Raw genomic sequence first — 23,335 nt, 5'->3', positions numbered from 1 at the left:
CCGGCCCCGTCGAAGGCCAGGTAGACCATGCGCAGAGTCGCCATCACGGGCCTGGGCGTCGTGGCCCCGGGCGGGGTCGGTGTCAAGGAGTACTGGGACCTGCTCACGGCGGGCCGTACCGCCACCCGCAGGATCTCCTTCTACGACCCGTCACCGTTCCGCTCCCAGGTCGCTGCCGAGTGCGATTTCGACCCCAGGGCCGCAGGACTGTCCCCGCAGGAGACCCGACGGCTCGACAGGGCCGCCCAGTTCGCCGTGGTCAGCACCCGCGAGGCCCTCGCCGACAGCGGACTCGACGTCTCCGCGCTCGACCCCGGGCGCGTCGGCACGTCGCTGGGCAGCGCGGTCGGCTGCACCACCAGCCTGGAGCGGGAGTACGTGGTCGTCAGCGACGGAGGGCGCCTGTGGAACGTGGACCACGCGTACGCGGTCCCCGAGCTCTACCGGCACTTCGTGCCCAGCTCGATGGCCGCCGAGGTGGGCCAGGCCGCCGGGGCGGAAGGACCCGCCGCGGTCGTCTCGACGGGCTGCACCTCGGGACTCGACTCGCTCGGCCACGCGGTCGACCTCATCCGCGAAGGCACCGCCGACGTCATGATCGCCGGTGCGACCGAGGCCCCGATCTCACCGATCACCTCGGCCTGCTTCGACGCCATCCACGCCACCACCCCGCGCAACGACACTCCGGAGAGCGCCTGCCGGCCCTTCGACCGGACCCGCAGCGGACTGGTGCTCGGCGAGGGCGCGGCGATCCTCGTCCTCGAGGAGCTGGAGAGCGCGAAGCGCCGCGGCGCCCATATCTACGCGGAGATCGCCGGCTTCGCCTCCCGCTGCAACGCCTTCCACATGACCGGCCTCAAGCCCGACGGCCGCGAGATGTCCGAGGCCATCGACGTCGCACTGGCCGAGGCCCGGCTGGCGCCCGACACCATCGACTACATCAACGCCCATGGTTCGGGCACCAAGATGAACGACCGCCATGAGACCGGTGCGTTCAAGCGCAGCCTGGGGGAGCACGCCTACCGCACCCCCGTGAGCTCCATCAAGTCGATGATCGGGCACTCCCTCGGTGCCATCGGCTCCCTGGAGATCGCCGCCTGTGCGCTGGCGATGGAGCACGGCGTGCTGCCGCCCACCGCCAATCTGCACGAGCCCGACCCCGAACTCGACCTCGACTACATCCCGCTGACCGCCCGCGAGAAGCAGACCGACGTGGTCCTCAGCGTGGGCAGCGGCTTCGGCGGATTCCAGAGCGCCATGGTGCTGGCCCGCCCGGAGAGGAGCGCCGCATGAGCAGGACCGCCGTGGTGACCGGCCTGGGCGTGACCGCGCCCAACGGCCTGGGCACCGAGGAGTACTGGAAGGCCACGGTGGCCGGCCAGTGCGGCCTCGGCGAGGTGACGCGCTTCGACGCCTCGGGCTATCCGTCGAGGATCGCCGGAGAGGTCGCCGACTACAACGCCGAGGAGCACATCCCCAGCCGTCTGATGCCGCAGACCGACCATATGACGCGGCTCGCGCTGACGGCGGCGGACTGGGCACTCGCCGACGCCGGGATCGACACCACCGAGATGCCGGAGTACGGCATCGGCGTCGTCACCTCGGCGTCGGGCGGTGCCGTCGAGTTCGGCCAGCGTGAGCTGGAGAACCTGTGGAGCAAGGGCAAGGAGTACGTCAGCGCGTACCAGTCCTTCGCCTGGTTCTACGCCGTCAACACCGGCCAGATCTCCATCCGGCACAAGCTGCGCGGCCCGAGCGGAGTGCTGCTCACCGAGCAGGCGGGCGGCATCGACTCCATCGGACAGGCCCGCCGGCACATCCGCAAGGGCTTCCCCGCGGTGATCTCCGGCGGGGTCGACGCCGCCATCTGCCCGTGGGGCTGGGTGCCCCAGATCGCCTCCGGTCTGATGTCGTCGGTCAACGACCCGGAGCGGGCCTATCTGCCCTTCTCCTCCGAGGCGAGCGGCTATGTGCCGGGCGAGGGAGGCGCCATCCTCCTCCTCGAGGACGCGGATGCGGCCCGCGACCGGGGCGCGTCGCACGTCTACGGGGAGATCGCCGGCTACGCGGCGACCCTCGACCCCGCACCGGGCTCCGGCCGTCCGCCGGGCCTGCGCCGGGCGATCGAGAACGCCCTCGCCGACGCCGGGGTCACCACCGCCGACATCGACGTCGTCTTCGCCGACGCCGCGGGTGTCCCCGAGCACGACCGGGCGGAGGCCGAGGCTCTCTCGGCCGTGTTCGGGCCGAACTCCGTCCCGGTCACCGCGCCCAAGACGATGACCGGACGTCTGCTCGCGGGAGGCGCGGCCCTGGACGTGGCCACCGCCCTGCTCGCCCTGCGCGACGGGGTCGTACCGCCGACCGTCCATGTGGCGGCACCGGCCCCCGGCCTGGCGATCGACCTGGTCACCGAGGCACGCGAGGCCGATCTGCGCACCGCGCTCGTCGTCGCCCGCGGCCACGGCGGCTTCAACACCGCGCTCGTCGTACGCCGCTTCTAGGTCCTGTCCGGGCCCGAGAAGATCGCCCGGACAGGACTAGGTCCCCTCCACGCAAGAAGACCACCCGCGGATCACGCCGTGAGCCCGGCGGGATCCGAAAGGCACCCCCTTGCACGGCCGTACGACCACCCGCCCATCCCCACACCCCCCACATGCACCCCCACGCACCGCACCACCCGCCCAGTCCGACCGAGAGGACGCCACATCATGACCAGCGGCATCACGACCACGACGCTCACCGTCACCCTGGCCGATCTGACCCGCATGCTGCGCGAGAGTGCGGGCGAGGAAGAGGGGATCGACCTGGACGGCGATGTCATCGACACCCCCTTCATGGACCTCGGCTACGACTCCCTGGCTCTGCTCCAGGTCATCGGCCAGATCCAGCGCGAGTACGGCATCGAGATCCCGGACGACGCCGTGGTGGACGCGGAGACCCCGAGGGCTCTGCTCGCCCTCATCAACGCCGGTCAGACCGCCACCGCCTGAGCACCATGTGTGGGGCTCGGCTCTCCCCCCGGCCATCGGCCGGGGGGAGACCGCCGGGGCGTGATCGTCGATCGTGCTCAGTCCCTCGTTCCCCGGGATCTCCGCGCACCCCCGGCCACCGCTGGGAGCTGCGCACACCCTTTCGACAGCGACCGCGCCCCTTCGGCTCACCCGTCACCCCCCCTGACGCGGCCGTCCCGCCCGTTATTCCCCCGTGGGGCGGGGCGGCCGCCCCCCCACCGCACGTGCACGCAGGGCGGCCGGAGGCCGCGGCACACCAGGAGGAACCATGTCGCTCACCTCATACCGCGCGGTCGTCCGGAGGCTGGTCGTCAGCCCCGGCTCCGCGCAGCCGCCCCGGGCACGGATCGTGGCGTCGGCCGCCGGCGTATCGGCCGTGCTGCGGGCCTTCGGCCGGCCGCCCGAGCAGCTGCCCGTGCGCACCGTCGTCTACGTCGGCGCCACCGATCCCGACCCCGGACTCGGCACCGAGCACGAGGGTTTCACCGTACGCACCCTGTCCACCCCCGGCCGTGCCCTGCGACTGGCCGACCGCGAACTGCGCGACGGCATCGCCGACTTCGCCCTGGTCGCCGGATTCGGCGAGCTGGATCACCACACCATCACCGTCTACGCGGTCAAGCGGGCCGCCGAGGCGATCGCCGAGGCCGACCGCGTCCTCGGTGTCCTGGACGTGAGCGGCGGCGCCGAGGACGAGATGCCCGCCCTGCGCCCGCTCCACCACGGACGCCGCGCCACCGACCCCGAACACCACCGGCTGCTGCTCTGGTCCGGCAAGGACGCCGAGGACGAGAGCCGAGTCCGCAGCGAACTGCTGCCCATGCTGGGCGGGCTGCACAGCGAGGCCTACCCGGCCCTGCCCACCGCCGTGCCCTGCGGCACCACCCCCGGACCGGTACGCGGCGCGGCCGTCGCCGTGTCGGCGCTCGCCGCGGCGACCGTCCACCAGGCCAAGGCCGTCAGCGCCGCCCGCCCGAGGCCCGTCGCCCTGCTCTTCCCCGGCCAGGGCTCCCAGCACGCCGGGATGGCCGCCGGCCTCTACCTGAGGGAGCCCGTCTTCACCGCGGCCGTCGACGCGGCCCTCTCCCATATGGGCGAAGAGGGCCAGCGGATCCGCGAGGACTGGCTCAACTCCGGTTCGCCGCGCATCCCCGTCGACGATGTCCGCCGCGCCCAGCCGCTGCTCTTCGCCATTGACTACGCACTCGGCCGCCTCATCCTCAGCTGGGGCGTACGCCCTGCCGCGCTGCTCGGGCACAGCGCCGGTGAACTGGTCGCCGCGACCCTCGCCGGGGTGATGGCGCTGCCCGATGCCGTCGCCATGATGATGGCGCGCGTGCGCGAGGCGGTACGGATACCGGCGGGCGGCATGCTGGCGGTCGCCGCGAGCGAAGAACAGCTGCGCCCCTATCTCGAGGCCGACGTGGCCATCGCCGCGGTCAACGCCGCCCAGCAGGTGATGCTCGCCGGCTCGGCCGTGCCGCTGGCGGACGTCGAAGCCCGGCTCAGGGCCGACCGCTTCACGGTCGTCACGGTCCCCGCCACCAGCCCCTTCCACTCACCGGCGATGGCTCCCGCGTCCGACGCCGTGGAGACCGTGTACCGCGGCATCCCGCTGCGCGAGCCGCAGCTGCCGCTGTACTCGGGCTACACCGGCGGCCTGATGCGTACCGAAGACGCGCTCAGCCCCCGCTTCTGGGCCCGTCAGATCACCGACACGGTGCACTTCCGGGCCGCGCTCGAGGAGCTTCTCGCGGTCGACGACATGCTGCTGGTGGAGGCCGGTCCACGGCAGACGCTCACCGCCTTCGCCCGCCGGCACCGCGCCGTGCGTCTCGGCGCGAGCGCGGCGACCGCGCTGCTGCCCGCGCGCCGTGGCACAGCCGAAGCCGACCGCCAGTCGCTGCTGACGGCCGCGGGGCGGATCTGGACCGAGGGTCACGATCTGGACCTCGACGCGTTGTCACGGTTGTGGACGTGGAGCGACGAAGAGCCCGTGGCGACCGTATCCGTGGCGGGCGAGCGCCGGGAGCCGGCCCACGCGCTGCGGTCATGACCGTGCTGATGCGCATTCTGCACGGCTGCTACGACGCCCTGGTCGCCGCCGGGTGGATGTGGATCGGGGTCGCGACCCCCGCGCCGGGGGACGCGCGCCGCGGACTGAGACCGCCCCCGCCCGGCCATCCGGAGCGGCTGCGTCCCGACATCCCGCTGAGCACCGTGGAGCGGGCCCTGCGGCGGCAGCTGACGACGCGCCGCAAGATCGCGGCGCCGGGGGACGCGAACGGAACGGGTCGCCGCGCGGCCGGTCTGCCGGGGACCGCAGGTACGCCGGACACCTGTGCCGTCAGGGAAGCGGCCACGGAATCGGTCACGGAAGCGGCCACGGATACGGAGAAAAGAATCGAGAATCCAAATAAGAAGAACTGATTTGCTTTTGTCGTTTCTCGAAAATCCATGACCGCTACTGCGTGACGTGTCAGCCGTCTCTTTCGTTTCCTGCTCGAAGGGAAGAGGTCAGATCCTCCTCCCGATGCAAGAAGGGAAACAAAGGGTGGAGAGCAAGGCTCAGCGCATCCTCCTCGCAGCCTGCCTGGCTACCGGGGCGACCATGGCCGGTGCCGGAGCGGCCATGGCAGACAGCAGCAGTGTCGGAACGGCAGCGGGTTCGCCCGGAGTCCTCTCGGGCAATGTGATCCAGGCGCCCGTCCATGTACCGGTGAACCTGTGCGGCAACACCGTCAGTGTCATCGGGCTCCTCAACCCGGCGACGGGCAACGCATGCGCCAACGGCGACGGTGCCGCCGTGGGCGAGGTGCCCGAGGTCGAGGTTCCGACCCCGGCCGAGGAGCCGATGCCGCTGCCGGAGCCGGTGCCCGAGGTGCCCGAGGCCCCGGTCCCGGCCACGCCGGAGGTTCCGGAGGTCGTCGTTCCGCCGGCCGTCCCCGCCACCCCGGTCGTTCCTCCGGTCGTCACCCCCGAGCCCGACAGCCCGAGCGTGCCGCAGCCGGCCCAGCCGGAGCAGCCGAGCGTCGCGACGCCCGAGAAGCCGGCCACTCCGGAGAACGAGGTCACGCCGGCCGCGCCGGTCGAGAACGTCGCCGTGCCCGCGGTTGCGGTCACCAAGCCGTCCGCGACGCTCGCCGAGACGGGATCCGAGGTCGACGCCGGTCTGATGGCGGCGGTCGCTCTCGCACTCGCCGGCGGTGGCGCCATGGCGATCCGCGGCGCCAAGGTCTCGCGGCGCTGACCTCGGGCGGGTGTCGCGCTGCCGCCTCTGCGCGCAGCCGGCCCAGGCTCACCCCACCCTGCCAGGCCCGGCAACGGGCCGTCGGCGATGCAGGCCCGGCGAATGCGTCCGGGCCTGCATTCGTATGCCCGTTGGCCGGCTCCGTCCTAACGGACGGGTGACGGCCTGATTGCGGTTCAGATGCTCCCGGTGTGCCGGGTCCGCGGGAAGTCGTTCGCATGCCATGGATGCCTTCGACGACAGCCTCACTTCGGAGCCCTACGCGCGACTGACGGACGCCTACTGGCTGGACTCGGCCCATTCCGGTACCCCCGGGGCCGGCCCGGCCGACGGGACGTCGCCCGCCGCCCGCCCGGGGGATGCGGACGCGTCTGCCCCGGGTGGCTCCGGTGACGTAAGGCCGGTGACGAGACGCTCTTCCGATGTGCGGCCAAATGGCCGCCACGAAGTTGTTGACCCCACATGCCCGGTATGTGCTGTGTGGGGCCCGAGCGGTCGGGCGTGACGACTTCCGAGGGAGACACACCATGCGTAGAGCGATTCTCGCTGCGGCGGCGCTCGCCGCCGTACTGGCCGGGACGGGGGCCGCGGTGGCCGTTCCCGCGACGGGCGGCGGCAACGAAGGGCGGCTGAGAGTCATCGGGCTGACGGACAACCAGCGGCTCGTGACCTTTTCCGCCGACAGCCCGTACTCGGTGCGCACCATCGGGCAGGTCGGCGGTCTCGTCGGCGACTCATCGCTGATCGGCATCGACTTCCGGGTCCAGAACGGCCGGCTCTACGGAGTGGGAAACCAGGGCGGCATCTACACGCTCAACACCGGCAACGCGCAGGCCACGAAGGTCAGCCAGCTCACCGTGCCGCTCACGGGCTCCCGGTTCGGGGTGGACTTCAACCCCGCGTCGAACCGGCTGCGCATCATCAGCGACACCGGACAGAACCTGCGTCACAACATCGACGACCCGAACGGTCCGCTCGGGACCGTCATCGACGTCCCGCTGACACACCAGGACGGGCCCGGGGCCACAGGGATCACGGGCGCCGCGTACACCAACAACGACCTCAGCTCGGCCACCGGTGCCACCCTTTTCGACATCGACACCGTCAATGACCGCGTAGCGGTCCAGTCCCCGGCCAACCTGGGCGTCCTCGCCCACACCGGAAGCCTGGGCGTCAACGCCGGGCCGTCGGCCGGTTTCGACATCCACTTCTCGTCGAAGAGGGGTTCCAAGCTCAACAACGGGGCCGGCAGCGGATACAACGGGAACAACCGCGCCTTCGCGACTCTTCAGGTCGGCGGCGTCTACCGCTTCTACCAGGTCAACCTGCTGACCGGGGCGGCAGAACTGGTGCGTGCGTTCCCGGCCGGTCATCAGGTCACCGATATCGCACTGCCGCTGGACCAGTAGCGGGCAGGCTCGTATGACGGGGAGTCCCGGACGCGCGGAAAGTCGCGTCCGGGACTTTCTTGTTGTTTGCCGGGAGGTGCCCGCAGAACTGTTCGGCATATCAGTCCGACCATTCGTCCGGAAGGAAGAGAAAAATTCGCCCTCGAAGCGAATTTCCAGGCGACGGGTGGTAAGGGCTGTACTAATGTGCCATGACGAAATGGGTGAAATGCATTCTTGCTGCAGCCGTATGCGTCGGGCTGGAGGTGGCGGGTGTGGGGGCGGGGGCACCCCTTCCGGCGTCAGCTGCCTCTTCCGGGGTCGGGTACCTCGGTGCCCGCGCCGGGTCCGAGGTGGTCGCCGACCGTGTTCTCGGTCTGGTCAACCAGGAGCGGACACGGGCCGGCTGTCCCGTTGTCCGTACACACCCTGCCCTGGAGCAGGCGGCCGAGCGGCACAGCATCGAGATGGCCGTCCGGGGGCGGCTGACCCATCTGGGGGCCGGGGGCCTCTCCGTGTCCCAGCGGCTGCGCGATTCCGGTTACCGGAACGAGTACTTCGGTGAGAATCTGGCGCGCGGCTCGTTGACGGCCCCCTCGGTCGTGAACAGCTGGATGCACAGCCCCGAACACCGGGACATCATTCTCACCTGTCTCTACAAAGAGGGCGGCGTGGGCATCGCCCATGGTCCGGACGGGCCCTGGTGGACCGTCATCCTGGGCGCGGACCACGCCTGACGCAACCACGCCTGACGTGACCACGGGCGGCGCCGAGTGCGAGGGGCGGTCGAGGACCACGACAGGACCGCCGGAATCGAACGCCGGGACGAGAGCAGGGGGTTCGGGCGCGGTGGCCGTAAATTATCGGCTGCGATCCTGATCGCCTTTAGTTTTTGGCTCTCTTTGTGTTGAAAACGCGGACCACGCGCGCTCAAACGCGGTGACAGGCGTTTATGCGTATGTGGAACCGCGTGAAGTATGGGAAAGAAATACAATCCTAGCGAAAGCCTTCTGTGCCAGCGACGACAGGGTCCGTGCGGCGCAGGCCGCTCTGGACGAGGCGCAGGCCGACCGCACGAGGAAGCTCGCGGCCTTCGCGGTGGTCGTCGGTGACGACGGGAGCGTGGCCGGGATGATGGGCCTGCACGAGCGCGAGGTCCGGGTGGCGCGCAGGACGGTGGGCCGCGACGGTGCCCGCACCGTGGCCGCCAATCTGCTGACCACGGGGCAGGACACCATCAGGGATGCCGTCGCCGAACCGGCACCGGCGCCCGAGCCCTCGTGTGCGGCCCCCCCGGTGGAACCGGCGCCCGTGGTTCCGCCCCCGCCTCCCCCCGCCGCACCACCGACCGTGCAGGCCCCGGCGCCCACTCCGGTCGCCACCCATGTCGTGCAGACCCCCGTCGTGCAGACGCCCGTGGGCGAGGACCACTGGGTCGATACCTACCCGCCGACCGTGTTCTGGTCGTCGGCCATGGACTCGGTGCTGGTGTGGAGCTGGCAGTCGGGCGTGGACCTCATGGTCGTCGCCAACGAACTGGGCGTGGATCTGCGGGCGGTGCTGCAGCGGGTACAGATCCTCGCCGCCGACGGCCTGCTGGCGAAGCCGGACCTGTCCGGCACACGGGCCACCCTCGGCCGCCATCGCCGGTACGAGGAAGACCTCGAGTTCGCGGGCGCGGTCAGCGGCGAAGGCGATCTGTACCCGCCGCCGGGATGGACCTGACGGGCAGAGGCCCGGGCTGCGGTACACCACGGTGCGCCGCGCCCGGCCTCTGACACACCGACAGAATCCGTACGGCACAGGGGTCGTGCCCCTCTCCCACTCGGTGTGGGCGGCGGGGTGAGGGCGAAACGGCGTACGTCGCCCGGTGGTTCTTAGGCCATACGGTGCCTCCGCCGCCTTGGCGCGCAGACAATCTCGGCATGTCGCTATGTATCCGTAAATATGTCACGCATGGGTCGTCAGATGTCGGCCTGAACCCTCTCGAGGAGCGTGAACACCATGAGGACGTCCACAGGGCGTGCCGGCCTGGCGGCCATGGCAGCCGTCGCCGTCGCCGCCGTACCACTCGTCGTGGCCCAGCCCGCGTACGCCCAGTACCCGCCCGGCCCGCCGTCCCTGACGCTGAGTGCCACGGTCGTGTCACCCGGGGATGCCGTCAGCTTCCGGGCCACCGGCTTCAGGCCCGGGCAGCGCGCCGTCGTGGAGCTGCACACCCGGCCGGTGGTGCTGGGCCGGTTCAACGCCGACTCACAGGGAGTCGTGAGCCGGACGGTCGTCATCCCGGCCAACGCCCGGCCGGGCACGCACACCTTCCGGGTGGAGGCCCGCAACCCGGAGCTGTTGCTGTCGGAGCATCTGCGTATCAGGAAGGTCGGTAACGGGGACGGGGACGGGAACGGCGATGGGGGTGCGGCAGGCTCCGCGAACGCCTCCTCGGGCTCCGCGAGCGCGGCGGCAGGGGCGGGCGGCCCCCAGAACAGCGCGCCCGAACTCGCCGAGACCGGTCAGACCGACTCGCTGATGCTCTTCGGCGGTGCGGCCGGACTGGCTCTGCTCGGCGGCGGGACGGTGCTGGCCGTCCGGCGGTTCAAGACCCACTGACCCGCCGCCCGTCGTGCGGCTGCACGCTCCCATCCGCGCTCCCGCTTTTGCCCGCGCGCTTCGGCACCGGGCGGGGACGCCACCGGCGCCGGGGACCCACCCGGCGCCGGGGCCGTTCACCATGCCGCGGCCGCGTCGCCCCATCGAGCCGGTACCCGTCATTGGCGAAGGACTGGATGTGCGTCTGTTCCCAGGATCCATGAGCCGGTCCCCGGTGGTCCGCAGCGCGGTGGCGACCGCCCTGGCCGCCGTGCTGGCCGCTTCGTGCGCGCCCGGCCGCGACCGGGGGCTGCCCGGCCCGAGCGCACCGGCACCCCGCGCGGACCAGGTCGAGCGGCTGACGGTCAAGGTCCTCGAGGTGCTGCGCCACGATGCGAGCGCCTTCACCCAGGGGCTCGAACTCTCCGGCGGGACCCTGTACGAGGGCACGGGGATGGCCGGCCGGTCCTCGCTGCGCGCCGGCCCACCCGACGGGACGGCCGGACTGCGCGTCGCACTGCCCGCACCCCTGTTCGGCGAGGGCGTCACCGTCGTCGGCCGTACCCTGTGGCAGCTCACCTGGCGGGACGGTGTGGCCATCGAATGGGACGCGCGCACACTGGCCGAACGGCGCCGCGTCCGGTACCCGGGTGAAGGCTGGGGGCTGTGCCACCAGCGCGAGCGCAACAGGCTGGTCATGAGCGACGGCTCCGAGCGGCTCGTCTTCCGCGACCCGCGGACCCTGGCGCAGTCCGGGCAGATCACGGTGACCGCGCAGGGCGATCCCGTACCCCTGCTCAATGAGCTGGAGTGCGTCGGGGACACCGTCTACGCCAACGTCTGGTCCTCGGACCAGATCATGCGCATCGACACGAACACCGGGAAGGTCACCGGGAAGATCGACGCATCGGGGCTCCTGGCTCCCAAGGAGGCGGCACGCGCCGACGTCCTGAACGGAATCGCGGCCATCCCCGGCACCGGCGAGTTCCTGATCACCGGCAAGCTCTGGCCCAAGATGTTCCGGGTCGCCTTCGTGCCGGCCCCTTCGCAGGCTCCCGCCGTGGACCGGCGGCAACCGCCTTCCGGGGCGCGTGCCTTGGCCGGTCGGCCTGCCGCCTCATCCCCCGTAGTGCAGTGAATGCAGTGAGTTGACGTTGTCTCACGGACGGGAAGCCCCATGAGTCAAGACCACAGGTCGATCCGCTCGCCCCGGCGGGGAAGAGGGACGACGACAGGATCAACGGAACGGTGCGCGGTTCCCGCGGCCGTCAGCGCACCGGCGGGCCCGGCGTGCTGACGGGAACCGACCTGGCAGCGCGGCTGCGACGCTCGCTGCGCCTGCCCCGTCGCCTGGGACCGCGCGGACTCCTGGTGACCGCCGCCGCCGTGGTGCTGGTGGCGGGCGCCGGCTGGATCGCCGTGACCGGGCTGTTCGCGCGCTCCGAACTGATCGCCGCCCAGCGCGGACTGGAGACACTGCGTCAGTCGGTCGGCGGGGCGGGAGAGCAGGGGAGCGGCGAGACCCCGGAGGCCGGCCCGGCGGAAGCCGTCCAGCGCGCGATGGGCGCGGCCGCGGCCCACACCGACCGGGCACACCGGCTCACCACGGGCCCCGCCTGGTACCTCGCCTCGCGCATCCCCTTTCTCGGCCGCCCCGTCGACACGGTCCGCGGCACGGCCCACGCCGCCGACCGGCTGACCCACGAGGTGTTTCCTGCGCTGGCGCGCATCGCCCCCGACATCGCCAAGGACACCCGGGGCCGCGGCTTCCAGGCCCTGCTCTCCGCACTGCGCGGCAGCACGCCGGAGATCGACCGGGCAGCCAGAGCCGCCCAGGAGACCCGGGCCGCGGCCGCCGGTCTGCCCCGCGAGACCTGGCTGCCCGCCGCCGACCGCGCCCGGGACCAGCTCGTCCGCCGGCTCGACGGCATCACATCGGCCATGGCCGATGCCGCAGTGGCCTCCCGCGTACTGCCCCCGATGCTGGGGGCGGACGAGCCCCGGCGCTACTTCGTCGTCTTCCAGAACACGGCCGAGGCACGCGGCACCGGCGGACTGCCCGGGGCCTTCGCCGTCGTCACCGCCGGCCAGGGACGCCTGCGCTTCGAGACCTTCGGCAACAACACCCTGCTGGAGAACGTGAAGCCCAAGGTCGATCTCGGAGCCGAGTTCACGGCCCGGTACGGAGCCAACGACCCCACCGGCACCTGGGCCAACACGAACCTCAGCCCGCACTTCCCGTACGCGGCCCGTATCTGGGCCGCGACGTGGCAGGCCTACGGCGGCAAGCCGGTGGACGGCGTGGCCGCGCTCGATCCCAGTGCGCTGGCCCTGCTGCTGCGCGCCACCGGTCCGGGGAAGCTTCCGGACGGAACGATGCTCACCTCCGACAACGTCCTGGACCTCACCGAGCGGACGGGTTACGCCCGCTACTCGGACACCGCCCGGCGCAAGGCGTTCTTCCTCGACGTCGCCCGCACGGCGGCCACCCGGCTCACCGACGCCCTCGACGACCGGCAACGCCTGCCGGCTCTGCTCGCCTCCGTCCACGAGGTGATGAAACAGGAGCGGCTGAAGATGTGGAGCGCCCGGCCGGACGAACAGAACCTCGTGGAGACGCGGCCGCTGGGCGGCACCCTGCCGCACGACGAAGGCCCCTTCGCCGGGCTCGTCGTCAACAACGCCGCGGGAGGAAAGCTGGACTACTACCTCGACCGGCGGCTGGAGTGGATCCCGGGGCGTTGCACCCCGGAAGGACGGCTGGTGACCGTACGGATCAGCCTCGGCAACCGCGCCCCCGCAACCGGGCTCCCCAGCTACGTCACCCTGCGCGCGGACAAACCCCAGTACCCCACCCGGCCCGGTGACAGCCGGCTGCTCGTCTCCTACTACGCCAGTGCCGGTGCCCAGCTGACCCGCGCGACCCTGGACGGCAGTCCGGCCATGGCGGGCAGCAGCGTGGAACACGGCCACCCCGTCTACACCCTGGACCTGGAGCTGCCGGCGCAGCGGACCCGCACCCTGACCCTCCACATGGTGGAGCCGCTCAGCGACCGCGAGCCCGTACTGCTGCGACAGCAACTGGTCGCACCGCTGCGGACCGTGGTGCGGCCCTTCCCCGCCTGCCACGGCTGACACCGCGGCCCCGCCGCCGCTCCGGTGAGCGGTGGCGCACCGGCCGCGGCGGACGAGGGGCGCCGTTCCACCCGATGCTGCTCATTGGGTGAGAGTTCCCCGCCGCCGAGCGTCGCCACCGGCCGGGTCGCACAGATGACGCACAATCGCGATTGCTGTCCCATGGCCGGTCCGTCCCGCGGACGGTCCTGCCAAGCAGTCCGCCGGAGCCGGCTGGAGGGTGAATGAGGCTGTTCGGAGCGACCGTACCCGGCGTGCCACCGGCACGGCAGCTGCAGCCGACTCACCGTCGTGACCAGCCAGGACTCAAGCGAAAACGGGTCGGCAAACCCGTGTGGTACCTGCCGGTCGTGGTGGCCGTGGACGCGCTGGGAGTGGCCGTCCCGATGCACCTGGCCCTCCGGGGCGGCGACGGGACCCGTGCCGCCTGGTGCGCGGCGACCGCGGTGGCCGCCTGGCTGCTGGTGCGGGGCGCGCGAGCCCGCTACGCACCCCGTCACCTGGGCGAGAGCAACCGTGTCGGCCCGGTGCTGCGCGACTGGCTGGTACTGGTGGGGCTGCTCGCCGTGCTCCGGGCGGCGACCGGCGAGGGATCCCCCTTCCTCCTCGCACTGACGGCACTCGCACCGGGCGCCCTGGCGACCACGGTCTGCCAGTCGCTCGTCCACCGTCATCTGCTCGCCCAGCGCCGTGACGGCCGCGCCGTCCGCCGGGCCCTCGTGATCGGCGAGGCGAGCGCCGTCGACGGGCTGGTGAGCCATCTCGCGCGGCGCACCGACCACGAGTTCGTCGTGGTCGGCGTCTGCCCGATCGGCGAGCAGAACCCCGCATCGGTCGCGCCCGTGTCCGCCCGGCTCGACCAGCAGCCCCCCGTGCTGCCGTCGGCCGACTCCGCCCCCGTCCTGGAGGCCGCCCGGCACCTGGACGTGGACCTCGTCTTCGTCGCGCCCGGGCCGGCCATGGCCGGTGAACGGCTGCGGCGGCTGTCCTGGGCCGTGCACGAGGACGGGCGCCGGCTGGTCGTCCTGCCGGGGATCTCCGAGGTGGCGCGACGCAGGGTCGATGTGTCGTCGGTGGCCGGCCTCACCATGCTGCACGTCGCCCCGCCCATCCGCCGCGGCGCCGCCGTGGTGCTGAAAGCGGGCACGGACCGGCTGGGCGCCGGGCTGCTCCTGGGGCTGCTCGCCCCGGTGTTCGTGGCGGTGTCCCTCGCCGTACGACTGGACTCGCCGGGACCGGCGCTGCACCGCCAGATCCGCGTCGGCCAGGGAGGCCGGCACTTCTGCATGCTGAAGTTCCGGACCATGGTCAGCAACGCGGAGCAGCTGAAGGCCGAACTCGCCCAGTCCAACGAGCAGGACGGGCGGATGTTCAAGATCCGCCGCGACCCGCGGATCACCCGCGCGGGCCGGGTGCTGCGCCGCTACTCCCTCGACGAGCTCCCCCAGCTGGTCAATGTGCTGCAGGGCCATATGTCCCTGGTCGGCCCGAGGCCGCCGCTGCCCGACGAGGTGGCCGGCTACAACGCCGTGGAGCTGCGCAGACTCAGCGTCAAACCGGGGCTCACCGGCCTCTGGCAGGTCAGCGGGCGCTCCGATCTGTCCTGGGACGAGACCGTCGCCCTCGACCTGCGCTACGTCGACAACTGGTCCCCGTCCGTCGACTTCGGTGTCCTGTGCCGGACCCTGCGTGCCGTCGTCGAGGGCAACGGCGCCTACTGAACGGGGTGCCTGCCGGCGGGGGCCGGCGGCGCCCACCCCCGTGACGGAACACCCCAGGTCCCCGGAGGGCCCATGCAGACGAGCACCCGCACCACAGCGGCCGAGACCGCCCGCACCGGGGACTTCCGCGAGGCCGACGCCGTGCTGGCCCTCGCCGACCGGGTCTTCCGGTGGGCGGACACCCGCGGCTGGGCGGGCCCCGACCCCTACGACGGTCTGACCAGCCCGCTCGGAAGGCTGGCCGTGCACCCCGTGCTGCGCCAGATCCTGCTGCAGACGGTCAAGCGCAGCCCCGCCGACCTGAGGCCCCTGCTCGGCATCCGTCCGCTGCGCACCGCGACCGCGACCGGCACCGCGGCCACTGCCTGCGCCAGGCTCGCCGACTCACCGCTGTGGCACGAACGCGCCCAGCGGCTGGGCCGGTTGACCGCCGCCGAGCAGATGACGGGGAAGTACGCGGGGCTGTGGCGCTACGAGTTCGACGTACAGACCCGATGGGCGTACTACCCCGCCCGCGTTCCCAATCTGGTGGCGACCACCTTCTGCGCGGACGGCTGCCTGGACTCCGGGACTCTCGGCGCCGAGGCCGCCGGGGCGCTCGGACTCGCCCTGCTGGACCACCTGCACAACGGCGAGTTCTTCACATACACACCGACCAGCGAGGTGCTGGTCCACAACGCGAATCTCATGGGTGCCTCGCTCGCGACGCGTCTCGCCGCGTCCGGGCTGCTCCCCGACGGGCTGAGCAGGCGTCTGCGCACGGCGGCCGGGCCCGCGGTCGAGCTGAGCCTGGACGGGCAGCGTCCCGACGGCTCCTGGCCGTACGGGCGCGGCAGCCGGCTGGGCTGGGTGGACGGATTCCACACCGGATACGTGCTGCTGCGACTCGAGCAGGCCGCCGGGCTGCTGGACCTCGACGTCGGCGAGGCTCTCGAACGGGGCACGCACCACTATCTGACCCATCTGTTCGACGGGCCCGTGCCCCGCTACTTCGCCGGCGGCCGCAGCCGGCCTGATCCGAACAACGACGCCACCGCCGTCCGGATGGCGGCCTGGGCCGCCGAACACGGTTTCGTACCGGCCGACTTCGCCACCGCCGTCCTCGCGGCCGTGGTGGACCGCTACCCCGGCACGGGCGGCAGGGCGGGCGGCGCACCCCGGCGCACGCCGGCGCTGTGGGCGTCCCCGCGGTGGAGCGCGGCGCCACTGGTGGACGCCCTCACCGCGCTCCACACCGCCCTGCGCTGACGCCCCGAGCTCAGGGACCCGCGCAGAACGCCTCCTAACTGAGCACCGGCTCGCGATAGCCGACCAGGGCGTCCTCGACCCGTCCGGGCCCGCCCGTCACATGGCGTTCCCACCAGACGGCCGCGCAGAAGAGCCCGAACACGGCGAGTCCGCGGTCCTGCCGGCCCTGGATGTGCTCCCTGACGAACCGGTCGGCCGTCGCGCGGTCGAAGAGGTCGTCGAACACGGCGGACCGCCGCACCTCGGGCCACAGGCGTCCGCCGTGCTCGCGCAGCAGCGACCGCACCGGGGCCCCGAAGCCGGTCTTGGGCCGCTGGGCGACGAACTCCGGTACGCCCGCGGCGACCGCGGCCGCACGGAACCGCGCCTTGCCGTTCCCCAGTCGCAACTGGTGCTCGGCGACGGCATCCAGACAGGTGGCGGCCACCGGCTCGCTCAGGAACGGCACCCGCAGCTCCACGCCCGCGCGCATCGAGGCACGATCGCCGTAGAGCAGGTTCAGACCGGGCAGGAACAGCCGCCGGTCACACTCCGCCACCGCCGCCAGGGGACTGCCGCCACGGTCCAGCACCGCTCCGGCCACCTCCCTGTGCCGCTCGGTGACCGTGTCCAGCCCGATGTCCGGTGCCAGCGCTTCCCAGTCCTGCGCCGAGTAGTACGCCTGTGTCGCCCACGCCCAGTCGCGGGCACCGAGCCTCAGCAGCCGGCCGAACTTGTCGGCGCGTTCCCGGTAGCGCCGGGGCCGTGGGACGGCGACGGCCGCGCCCAGGGCGGGCCGGGCCCATGCCGGCAGCCGCTGCAGCAGCAGCACGGCCTGGTAGCGCTCGTACCCGAGGAACAGTTCCTCGACCCCGAGCCCCGACAGCAGCACGGTGGCCTGGCCCCGCGCCGCCTGGGAGAGCTGCATCAGCGCGATCGCCGCCGGATCGCCGAAGGGGAGTTCCATCGTGGCGACCAGTTCGGGGATTCGCCGCAGCACGTCGACATCGAGGTCGACCCACCTCAGCGGCAAGCCGAGGCGCCGCGCGACCCGCTCGGCGTAGGGCGCGTCGTCCTCGAACGGCTCCGCGGAAGCCCGCGGGCGCATTGGCGTCCGCGCGGCGAACGCCGGTCCGGCGAAGCCGGCCCTGACCAGCTCGACCCCCAGCCAGGTACTGTCCAGCCCCCCGCTGAGCAGCAGACCGACGGTCACATCGGCCCGTACCTGCCGGGCGACCGATGTGCGGACGGCGTCGCGGATGTCTCCCGCGGGACCGGTCGCGCCGGCCTGCCACAGAGGCACGGGCGCGTCGTCGTACGGAGGATGGCGGGCGAGCACGGTCCCGGCGGGGACGGCCTGCGCCCGCTGCCAGCCCGTGCGCGGCGGAGGAGTCCACAGGAACATGGCGCCCTGTGCCACCGCGACCGGATCGACTCCGCCCAACAGCCCGCACGCGCGCAGCGGTTCCAGCTCGCTCGTCAGCGCCACCAGCCGGCCCGCGGCGTCCGAGGCCGCGTACAACGGCTTGATGCCGAGCCGGTCCCGCCCGTACCACAGCCGCCCGTCGGGCAGGACGAGGACGAACGCGAACATCCCGTCCACCCGGTCGAGCAGGCGCGGAGCGTCCGGCTGCAGCAGGAGCTCGTAGAGGACCTCGGTGTCGCCGGTGGTCCGGGGGCGCACCCCCCGTCCCTGCAACAGGTCCAGCAGCTCAGGGGCGTTGTAGATCTCCCCGTTGTACAGCAGCACACCACGCTCGGCCGAGCCGAAGGGCTGGTTGCTCCTCGGGTCGGGATCGATGACGGCCAGACGCCGGAAGTGCAGCGCCGCATGCCAGTCCGGCCCGCTCAGGTCCAGATGTCCACTCGCGTCGGGCCCCCGGTGCGCGATGGCCGCGCACGGATCCGCGCCGTGCCCGCCGAGCGCGGCGTGCCGGTTGAGCAGAACGACGAAGCCGCACATCAGATCGTGACCGCGGAGCGGGAGGGGCCGTCGGCCGCCTGCGCCGCGCCGACGGCCGGAGCGGGCACGTACCAGAGGGCCTTGGCCAGGGACGGTGTGGACGGGGCCACCTCGACGGCCCGGCCGAGAGTGACCGAGCGGGCGGCCCGGCATGCCGCGAGGGAGCTCCACAAAGCCGTGCAGAAGTCGGCGTCCTTGACGGTCTCGTTCCGGATCAGGCGGACGAGTGATCGCATCTCGGCGGTGTGTCCCTTCGGTGCGCCACGGTACTTCGTCGTGGTGGGCCTGCCCGCGGCCCAGACGGTGAGCGAGCGGAAGTCGTCGAGCCGTGCGGCCACGCCGTCGGCGGCCACCTCCACGCACTCCTTGGGCGCTCCCGGCGGAGTGAGTCCGCCGTACACGATCGACGCGGTCGAGGCGTTGTCGTACTCCAGGTGCAGTGTCACGCTCTGCGCCGTGACCGGGTCCCGGGTGTCCACGGCCGCGGCGCTGACGGAGACCGGCCGGCCACCCGTGAGGAAGCCTGCCGCGTCGATGAAGTGGCACACCTCGCCGAGCAGCCGGCCGCCCTGGCGGGGACTGAAGTACCAGTGGTCCGCGGGGAGCCGGCCGGCGAAGACCCGGTAGCCGACCTGGAGCGGCACGCCCGCGGGAAGCGCCTGCTTCAGGTCCTGCATCGCCGGGGCGAAGCGGCGGTTGAAGCCGGCCATCGCCGGGGCGCCGGAGGCCAGCCATGCGGTGGCGATCTCCTCCAGCTCCGCCTCGGTGAGCCCGAGCGGCTTCTCGCAGTACAAGGCCTTACCGCTGCGCAGGACCTGCGCGGCGTACCGGCCGTGGCTGTCGTGGCGGCTGAGGACCATCACACAGTCCGCCGCGGCCGATGCCAGCCCCACTTCGGCGCTCTCCGTGACCGTCCCGAAGCCCCAGCGCCGCCCCTGGTGGGCGGCGGACAGCCCCCGGGAGCTGGCGATCCAGGAGAACTCGACCCCGGGCTCGCGCCGCAGATGGGGGAAGAGCATCTTCGTCGCGAAGTTCCCCGCACCGATCGCGGCCAGCTGGACCGTGCCCCGGGGGCTGGTCCACAGGGTGGGACCGGACGGCTGACGAGGCTTCGGCGGAAGCTGCGCGGTGCCCGGATAGCGCAGCAGCAGCGCCACATCGCGCTCCCCGCCCGAGGGCTTCAGGGCCGCGTACGCCTCGGCCGCGTCCTCGATCGGGAACACCCTGGGCCGCAGCTGCGCCAGGTCCAGCGCACCCGCCGCCACCAGGCGCAGCACCTCGGAGAGATTGCGGCGCTCCGTCCACGGGACGTACCCCTCGGGATACGGCTGGCCGCCCTCCTCGAAGCGGGCGTCGTACCGGCCCGGACCGTACGACCGCGCGTAACGGATGGACAGTTCCTTGTGGTAGTACGAGGAGCGCGGCGGGGCGACGTTGACGTCGCCGACGACGACCACGGCCGCCCGGTCGCGGGCGAGCCGGCCGGCGAACTCGACCGGATCCGTGCTGGTGGTGGCGGCGGTGATGACGACGGCGTCGGCTCCGGCGCCGCCCCAGTGCCGGCCCAGCACGCCCGGCAGGTCGTCCACGTCTCGCGCGTGGGCCGTGAGCCCCGCGGACCGTGCGAGCGTCACCATGGCGGGATCCGGGTCGATCCCGACGCCGTCGTAGCCGTAGGCGCGCAGCAGTTGCAGCGTGATCTGTCCGACCAGGCCGAGACCGATGACGGCGATCCGTGAGCCCGGAACCGCCTCCGCCTGGTGGATGCCCTGCAGCGCGATCGCGCCCACCGTCGCGAACGCCGCCCACTGGCCGTCCACGCCCTCCGGCACCGGCACCACCAGATTGCGGGGTACGGCGACGATCTCCGCATGGGACGCGTAGCGCGCCCCGGCAGCCGCGACCCGCATCCCGGGGCGGATGTCGTCCACGCCGTCGCCGGCATCGAGGACCACGCCGGCACAGGAGTATCCGAGCTGCATCGGGCGGTCCAGCCGGTCCTGGACCATCCGGTAGGTGTCTGCCACCCCCGCCTGTTTCAGCGTGTCGAGCACCTGCTTCACCTGCTCCGGCCGTTCACGGGCCTTGCCCACGAGGCTCTGGGCCCCCGTCGCGACCGTGGCCCGTTCCGTCCCCGCGCTGATGAGCGAGTAGTCGTTGCGGATCACCACCATCCCGGGGGCTGCCCCGGGGGCGGGGATCTCTTCGACGGTGATGGATCCTGTGCGGGGGGACAGAAGCACGGTTTTCATCGGAATCGCCTTTTCAGAAGTGGGGACGGCACCCACAGCGCACCTTATGAACCGCAATTCGCCGGTCCTGCGGCCCTGTCCTGTGCGCGGACCCGGATGGACGAACATGTCCATGCGTGAGGGTGAACGCCGGTCACGCCGAGGCGGCTACCCGTTTCGAGTGCCGATTCGCTGGTACCTGTGGGCACTGTTTCGTGCGCCGGCGACTTCCGATGCCCCGTATTCCCGAACTCCATGCAATTCCCGAATTCCCTGCGGTCGGACAGGTATGACATCAGGAGTCACCGGCACGGTGCGAATTCATGAAGTAGCGAAGCCGCCACACGGTCGTGTGCGGCGCACGCGGGCTGGGTGAGGAGACTCGGGTGAAGCGGTTGATGGTCGTCTACGGAACCAGGCCCGAGGCCATCAAGGTCGCACCGGTCATCGAAGCCCTGCACAGATCGGCCGAATTCGAGCCGACGGTCACGGTCACGGCCCAGCACCGGATACTGCTCGACCAGGTGCACACCCTGTTCGGAATCGAACCGGATCACGACCTGGATATTCTCAGCGAACGGCAGACCCTTTCCGACATCACGGTCCGGGTGCTGGGCCGCCTGTGTCCGCTGCTCGAACGTGAACGGCCGGACGCCGTGCTTGTCCAAGGCGATACCACCACGGCGTTCGCCGGTGCGCTAGCCGCCTTCTATCACCGCATTCCCGTCGTCCATCTGGAGGCGGGACTGCGTACCGACGACCGGGAATCTCCCTTTCCCGAGGAAATCAATCGCCGGCTGGTGAGCCAGTTGGCGACGGTCCATCTGGCGCCGACATCGCGAGCCCGCGAGAACCTGCTGAGGGACGGGGTCGACCGGTCGTCGATCGTGGTGACCGGCAACACCGTGATCGACGCCCTGCACTGGGCGGTCCGGCGGAAGGCCGACTACGGCGATCCGGCGCTGGCCGATCTGGACGACAGCACCCGCAGGGTCCTGCTGGTGACGGCCCACCGGCGCGAGTCGTGGGACGGAAGGATGGAGGCCATCGGCGGCGCACTGGCCGATCTGGCGCGCGCCGAGCCCGAGTTGCTCATCGTGCTGCCGCTGCACCCCAACCCCGTGGTGCGGGCCGCGATCCTGCCGCAGGTGCGCGGGATCGCGGCCATCAGGATCACGGAACCCCTGGGATACGCGGGCTTCGCCCGGCTCCTCGACCGGGCGCACATCATCCTCACCGACAGCGGAGGCATCCAGGAGGAGGGACCCAGCATCGGTAAGCCCGTGCTGGTCATGAGGGACACCACGGAGCGCCAGGAGGCGATCCAGGCGGGCACCGCCCGGCTGGTGGGCACGGGCCGGGACCACATCGTGAAGCAGGTGCGGCGTCTGCTGCACGACCGGGCGGCGTACGCCGAGATGGCCAACGCGGTCAACCCGTACGGCGACGGCCGGGCCGCCGACCGTGCCGTACGGGCGATCGGTCACTGGATGGGGCTGTGCGCACGGCCGGAGGAGTTCGGTCCGGGGCAGGCACGGGCGCGGGCGCAGGGCCCGGCGCCGGTGGCCTCAACGCCAGAATCCGCGGGTGTCGAACACCGCCTTGCCCCGCAGGGCCGTCTGCTTGACGCTCCGGAAGGAGTCGTGGTCCACGAGCAGGACGACGACATCCGCGTCCCGCACGGCCGTGGTGACATCGACGAGTGTGACGCGACCCGTGTCGGCCAGTGACACCGGGAGTTCGGTGATGTGCGGCTCCACCGCCAGCAGCCGGCCGACCTCCTGACGGGCCAGCTCGTGCACGATGTGCAGTGCGGGGCTCTCCCTCAGGTCGTCGATGTTCGCCTTGAACGTCAGCCCCAGGCAGGCGATCACCGGATCCCTGAACCGGCTCGCCGTCCGGGTGACCTCGCCGATCACATGGGCGGGCTTGGCGTCGTTGACCTGACGGGCCAGCCGGATGAGCCGGGCCTGCTGGGGTGCCGAACCGACGATGAACCAGGGGTCGACGGCGATGCAGTGGCCGCCCACGCCAGGGCCGGGCTGCAGGATGCCGACACGCGGATGGCGGTTGGCGAGGGCGATGACCTCGGCCGCGTCGATGCCGAGGTGATCGCAGACCATCGACAGCTCGTTGGCGAAGGCGATGTTCACGTCCCGGAAGGCGTTCTCACTGAGCTTGGCCATCTCGGCCGTGGTGGCATCGGTGAGCAGGCACTCGCCCTTGGCGAACATCGCGTACAGCTCGCGCGCCCGCTCGGCGCAGCCCGCGGCCACCCCTCCGATGACGCGGTCGTTCGTCACGATCTCGATCATCGTCCGGCCGGGCAGGACGCGCTCGGGGCAGTGCGCCACCCGGACCGACGCCGTGTCCCCCGCGTCGTGGGGGAACGACAGATCGGGACGGTGCTTGGCGAGCAGGCGTGACAGCTCGACCGTGGTGCCGGGCGGCGAGGTCGACTCCAGGATCACCAGGTCGCCCGCTTTCAGTACACCGGAAATCGATGCCGCCGCGTCCTGTACGAAGGACAGGTCCGCCGTACGGTCCTCCTGGAGCGGGGTGGGGACGGCGATGATGAAGGCGTCCGCCGGTTCGGGGGCGCAGGCCGCCCGCAGTCGGCCCATGCCCACGGCCCCGTTGACCGCCACGGCCAGATCGGGCTCGACGAACGGGGCACGCCCCGCGTTGATGAGGTGGACGGTGGATTCGTTGACGTCGACGCCGATGACATCGATTCCCTGGGTGGCGAGCGCGGCTGCCGTGGGAAGCCCGATGTAGCCGAGTCCGACGACACAGACAGTGGAGAACACCTTGATTTCC

General features: G+C 71.9%; 17 protein-coding genes and 1 pseudogene. 15 read left to right on the top strand and 3 right to left on the bottom strand.

Annotated features, from left to right (window positions below):
• Positions 1 to 27 precede the first annotated feature (27 nt).
• The 14 genes from ACTWOL_RS13245 to ACTWOL_RS13180 all read left to right on the top strand — a co-directional run bounded on the left by ACTWOL_RS13245 (position 28) and on the right by ACTWOL_RS13180 (position 16,342).
• Positions 28 to 1,293, top strand: a complete 1,266-nt coding sequence (locus tag ACTWOL_RS13245) for a beta-ketoacyl-[acyl-carrier-protein] synthase family protein (RefSeq protein ID WP_474296866.1) — start codon at positions 28 to 30, stop codon at positions 1,291 to 1,293.
• The gene (locus ACTWOL_RS13240; protein ID WP_474296865.1) at positions 1,290 to 2,504 is read left to right on the top strand and encodes a ketosynthase chain-length factor; all 1,215 of its coding nucleotides are present in this window, start codon (positions 1,290 to 1,292) and stop codon (positions 2,502 to 2,504) included. Before ACTWOL_RS13245 ends, ACTWOL_RS13240 begins: the two co-directional genes overlap by 4 nt.
• 207 nt (positions 2,505 to 2,711) lie before the next feature.
• Positions 2,712 to 2,993, top strand: a complete 282-nt coding sequence (locus tag ACTWOL_RS13235) for an acyl carrier protein (RefSeq protein ID WP_474296864.1) — start codon at positions 2,712 to 2,714, stop codon at positions 2,991 to 2,993.
• A gap of 289 nt (positions 2,994 to 3,282) precedes the next feature.
• Complete coding sequence (locus ACTWOL_RS13230) at positions 3,283 to 5,070, top strand: acyltransferase domain-containing protein (RefSeq protein WP_474296863.1); 1,788 nt, start codon at positions 3,283 to 3,285, stop codon at positions 5,068 to 5,070.
• Entirely contained in the window at positions 5,067 to 5,444 is a 378-nt protein-coding gene (locus ACTWOL_RS13225) for a DUF6059 family protein (protein ID WP_474296862.1), read from the top strand. Before ACTWOL_RS13230 ends, ACTWOL_RS13225 begins: the two co-directional genes overlap by 4 nt.
• Positions 5,445 to 5,568: 124 nt before the next feature.
• Positions 5,569 to 6,264 (top strand): chaplin, encoded by a 696-nt coding sequence (locus tag ACTWOL_RS13220; RefSeq protein WP_474296861.1) that lies wholly within the window; start codon positions 5,569 to 5,571, stop codon positions 6,262 to 6,264.
• A 527-nt stretch (positions 6,265 to 6,791) separates the two neighbouring features.
• A complete protein-coding gene (locus ACTWOL_RS13215; protein WP_474296860.1) occupies positions 6,792 to 7,673 on the top strand; it encodes a DUF4394 domain-containing protein in 882 nt (293 codons plus the stop codon).
• A 191-nt stretch (positions 7,674 to 7,864) separates the two neighbouring features.
• Complete coding sequence (locus ACTWOL_RS13210) at positions 7,865 to 8,389, top strand: CAP domain-containing protein (protein ID WP_474296859.1); 525 nt, start codon at positions 7,865 to 7,867, stop codon at positions 8,387 to 8,389.
• 223 nt (positions 8,390 to 8,612) lie between these two features.
• Entirely contained in the window at positions 8,613 to 9,377 is a 765-nt protein-coding gene (locus tag ACTWOL_RS13205; RefSeq protein ID WP_474296858.1) for a hypothetical protein, read from the top strand.
• Between the two features lie 279 nt (positions 9,378 to 9,656).
• The gene (locus ACTWOL_RS13200; protein ID WP_474296857.1) at positions 9,657 to 10,259 is read left to right on the top strand and encodes an LPXTG cell wall anchor domain-containing protein; all 603 of its coding nucleotides are present in this window, start codon (positions 9,657 to 9,659) and stop codon (positions 10,257 to 10,259) included.
• Between the two features lie 199 nt (positions 10,260 to 10,458).
• Positions 10,459 to 11,376 carry a glutaminyl-peptide cyclotransferase gene (locus ACTWOL_RS13195; protein ID WP_474296856.1) on the top strand — a complete coding sequence of 306 codons (918 nt, stop codon included), beginning with the start codon at positions 10,459 to 10,461 and terminating at the stop codon, positions 11,374 to 11,376.
• Positions 11,377 to 11,486: 110 nt separating this feature from the next.
• Positions 11,487 to 13,373, top strand: coding sequence for a DUF4012 domain-containing protein (locus ACTWOL_RS13190; protein ID WP_474296855.1), 1,887 nt, complete (start codon positions 11,487 to 11,489; stop codon positions 13,371 to 13,373).
• A gap of 224 nt (positions 13,374 to 13,597) precedes the next feature.
• The gene (locus tag ACTWOL_RS13185; RefSeq protein ID WP_474296854.1) at positions 13,598 to 15,094 is read left to right on the top strand and encodes a sugar transferase; all 1,497 of its coding nucleotides are present in this window, start codon (positions 13,598 to 13,600) and stop codon (positions 15,092 to 15,094) included.
• A 72-nt stretch (positions 15,095 to 15,166) separates the two neighbouring features.
• On the top strand, positions 15,167 to 16,342 hold the full coding sequence (locus ACTWOL_RS13180; RefSeq protein WP_474296853.1) for a hypothetical protein: 1,176 nt from the start codon (positions 15,167 to 15,169) through the stop codon (positions 16,340 to 16,342).
• Between the two features lie 34 nt (positions 16,343 to 16,376).
• On the opposite strand, the gene ACTWOL_RS13175 is transcribed toward ACTWOL_RS13180, so the two are convergent.
• Both ACTWOL_RS13175 and ACTWOL_RS13170 read right to left on the bottom strand, forming a co-directional pair.
• On the bottom strand, positions 16,377 to 18,284 hold the full coding sequence (locus ACTWOL_RS13175) for an asparagine synthetase B family protein (RefSeq protein WP_474296852.1): 1,908 nt from the start codon (positions 18,282 to 18,284) through the stop codon (positions 16,377 to 16,379).
• A complete protein-coding gene (locus ACTWOL_RS13170) occupies positions 18,284 to 20,536 on the bottom strand; it encodes a bi-domain-containing oxidoreductase (RefSeq protein ID WP_474296851.1) in 2,253 nt (750 codons plus the stop codon). The genes ACTWOL_RS13175 and ACTWOL_RS13170 overlap by 1 nt, the downstream gene beginning before the upstream one ends.
• Before the next feature lie 377 nt (positions 20,537 to 20,913).
• Here ACTWOL_RS13170 and wecB point away from each other — a divergent pair.
• A pseudogene (gene wecB, locus ACTWOL_RS13165) lies at positions 20,914 to 21,984 on the top strand (non-hydrolyzing UDP-N-acetylglucosamine 2-epimerase); the annotation flags it as partial.
• A gap of 99 nt (positions 21,985 to 22,083) precedes the next feature.
• On the opposite strand, the gene wecC reads toward wecB, so the two are convergent.
• Positions 22,084 to 23,325, bottom strand: coding sequence for a UDP-N-acetyl-D-mannosamine dehydrogenase (gene wecC / locus ACTWOL_RS13160; protein ID WP_474296850.1), 1,242 nt, complete (start codon positions 23,323 to 23,325; stop codon positions 22,084 to 22,086).
• Between the last annotated feature and the right edge of the window lie 10 nt (positions 23,326 to 23,335).

Source organism: Micromonospora sp. IBHARD003 (genome assembly GCF_056106285.1).
The sequence above is the reverse complement of the archived record's forward strand: the minus strand, read 5'-3'. Positions and strand labels throughout refer to the sequence as shown.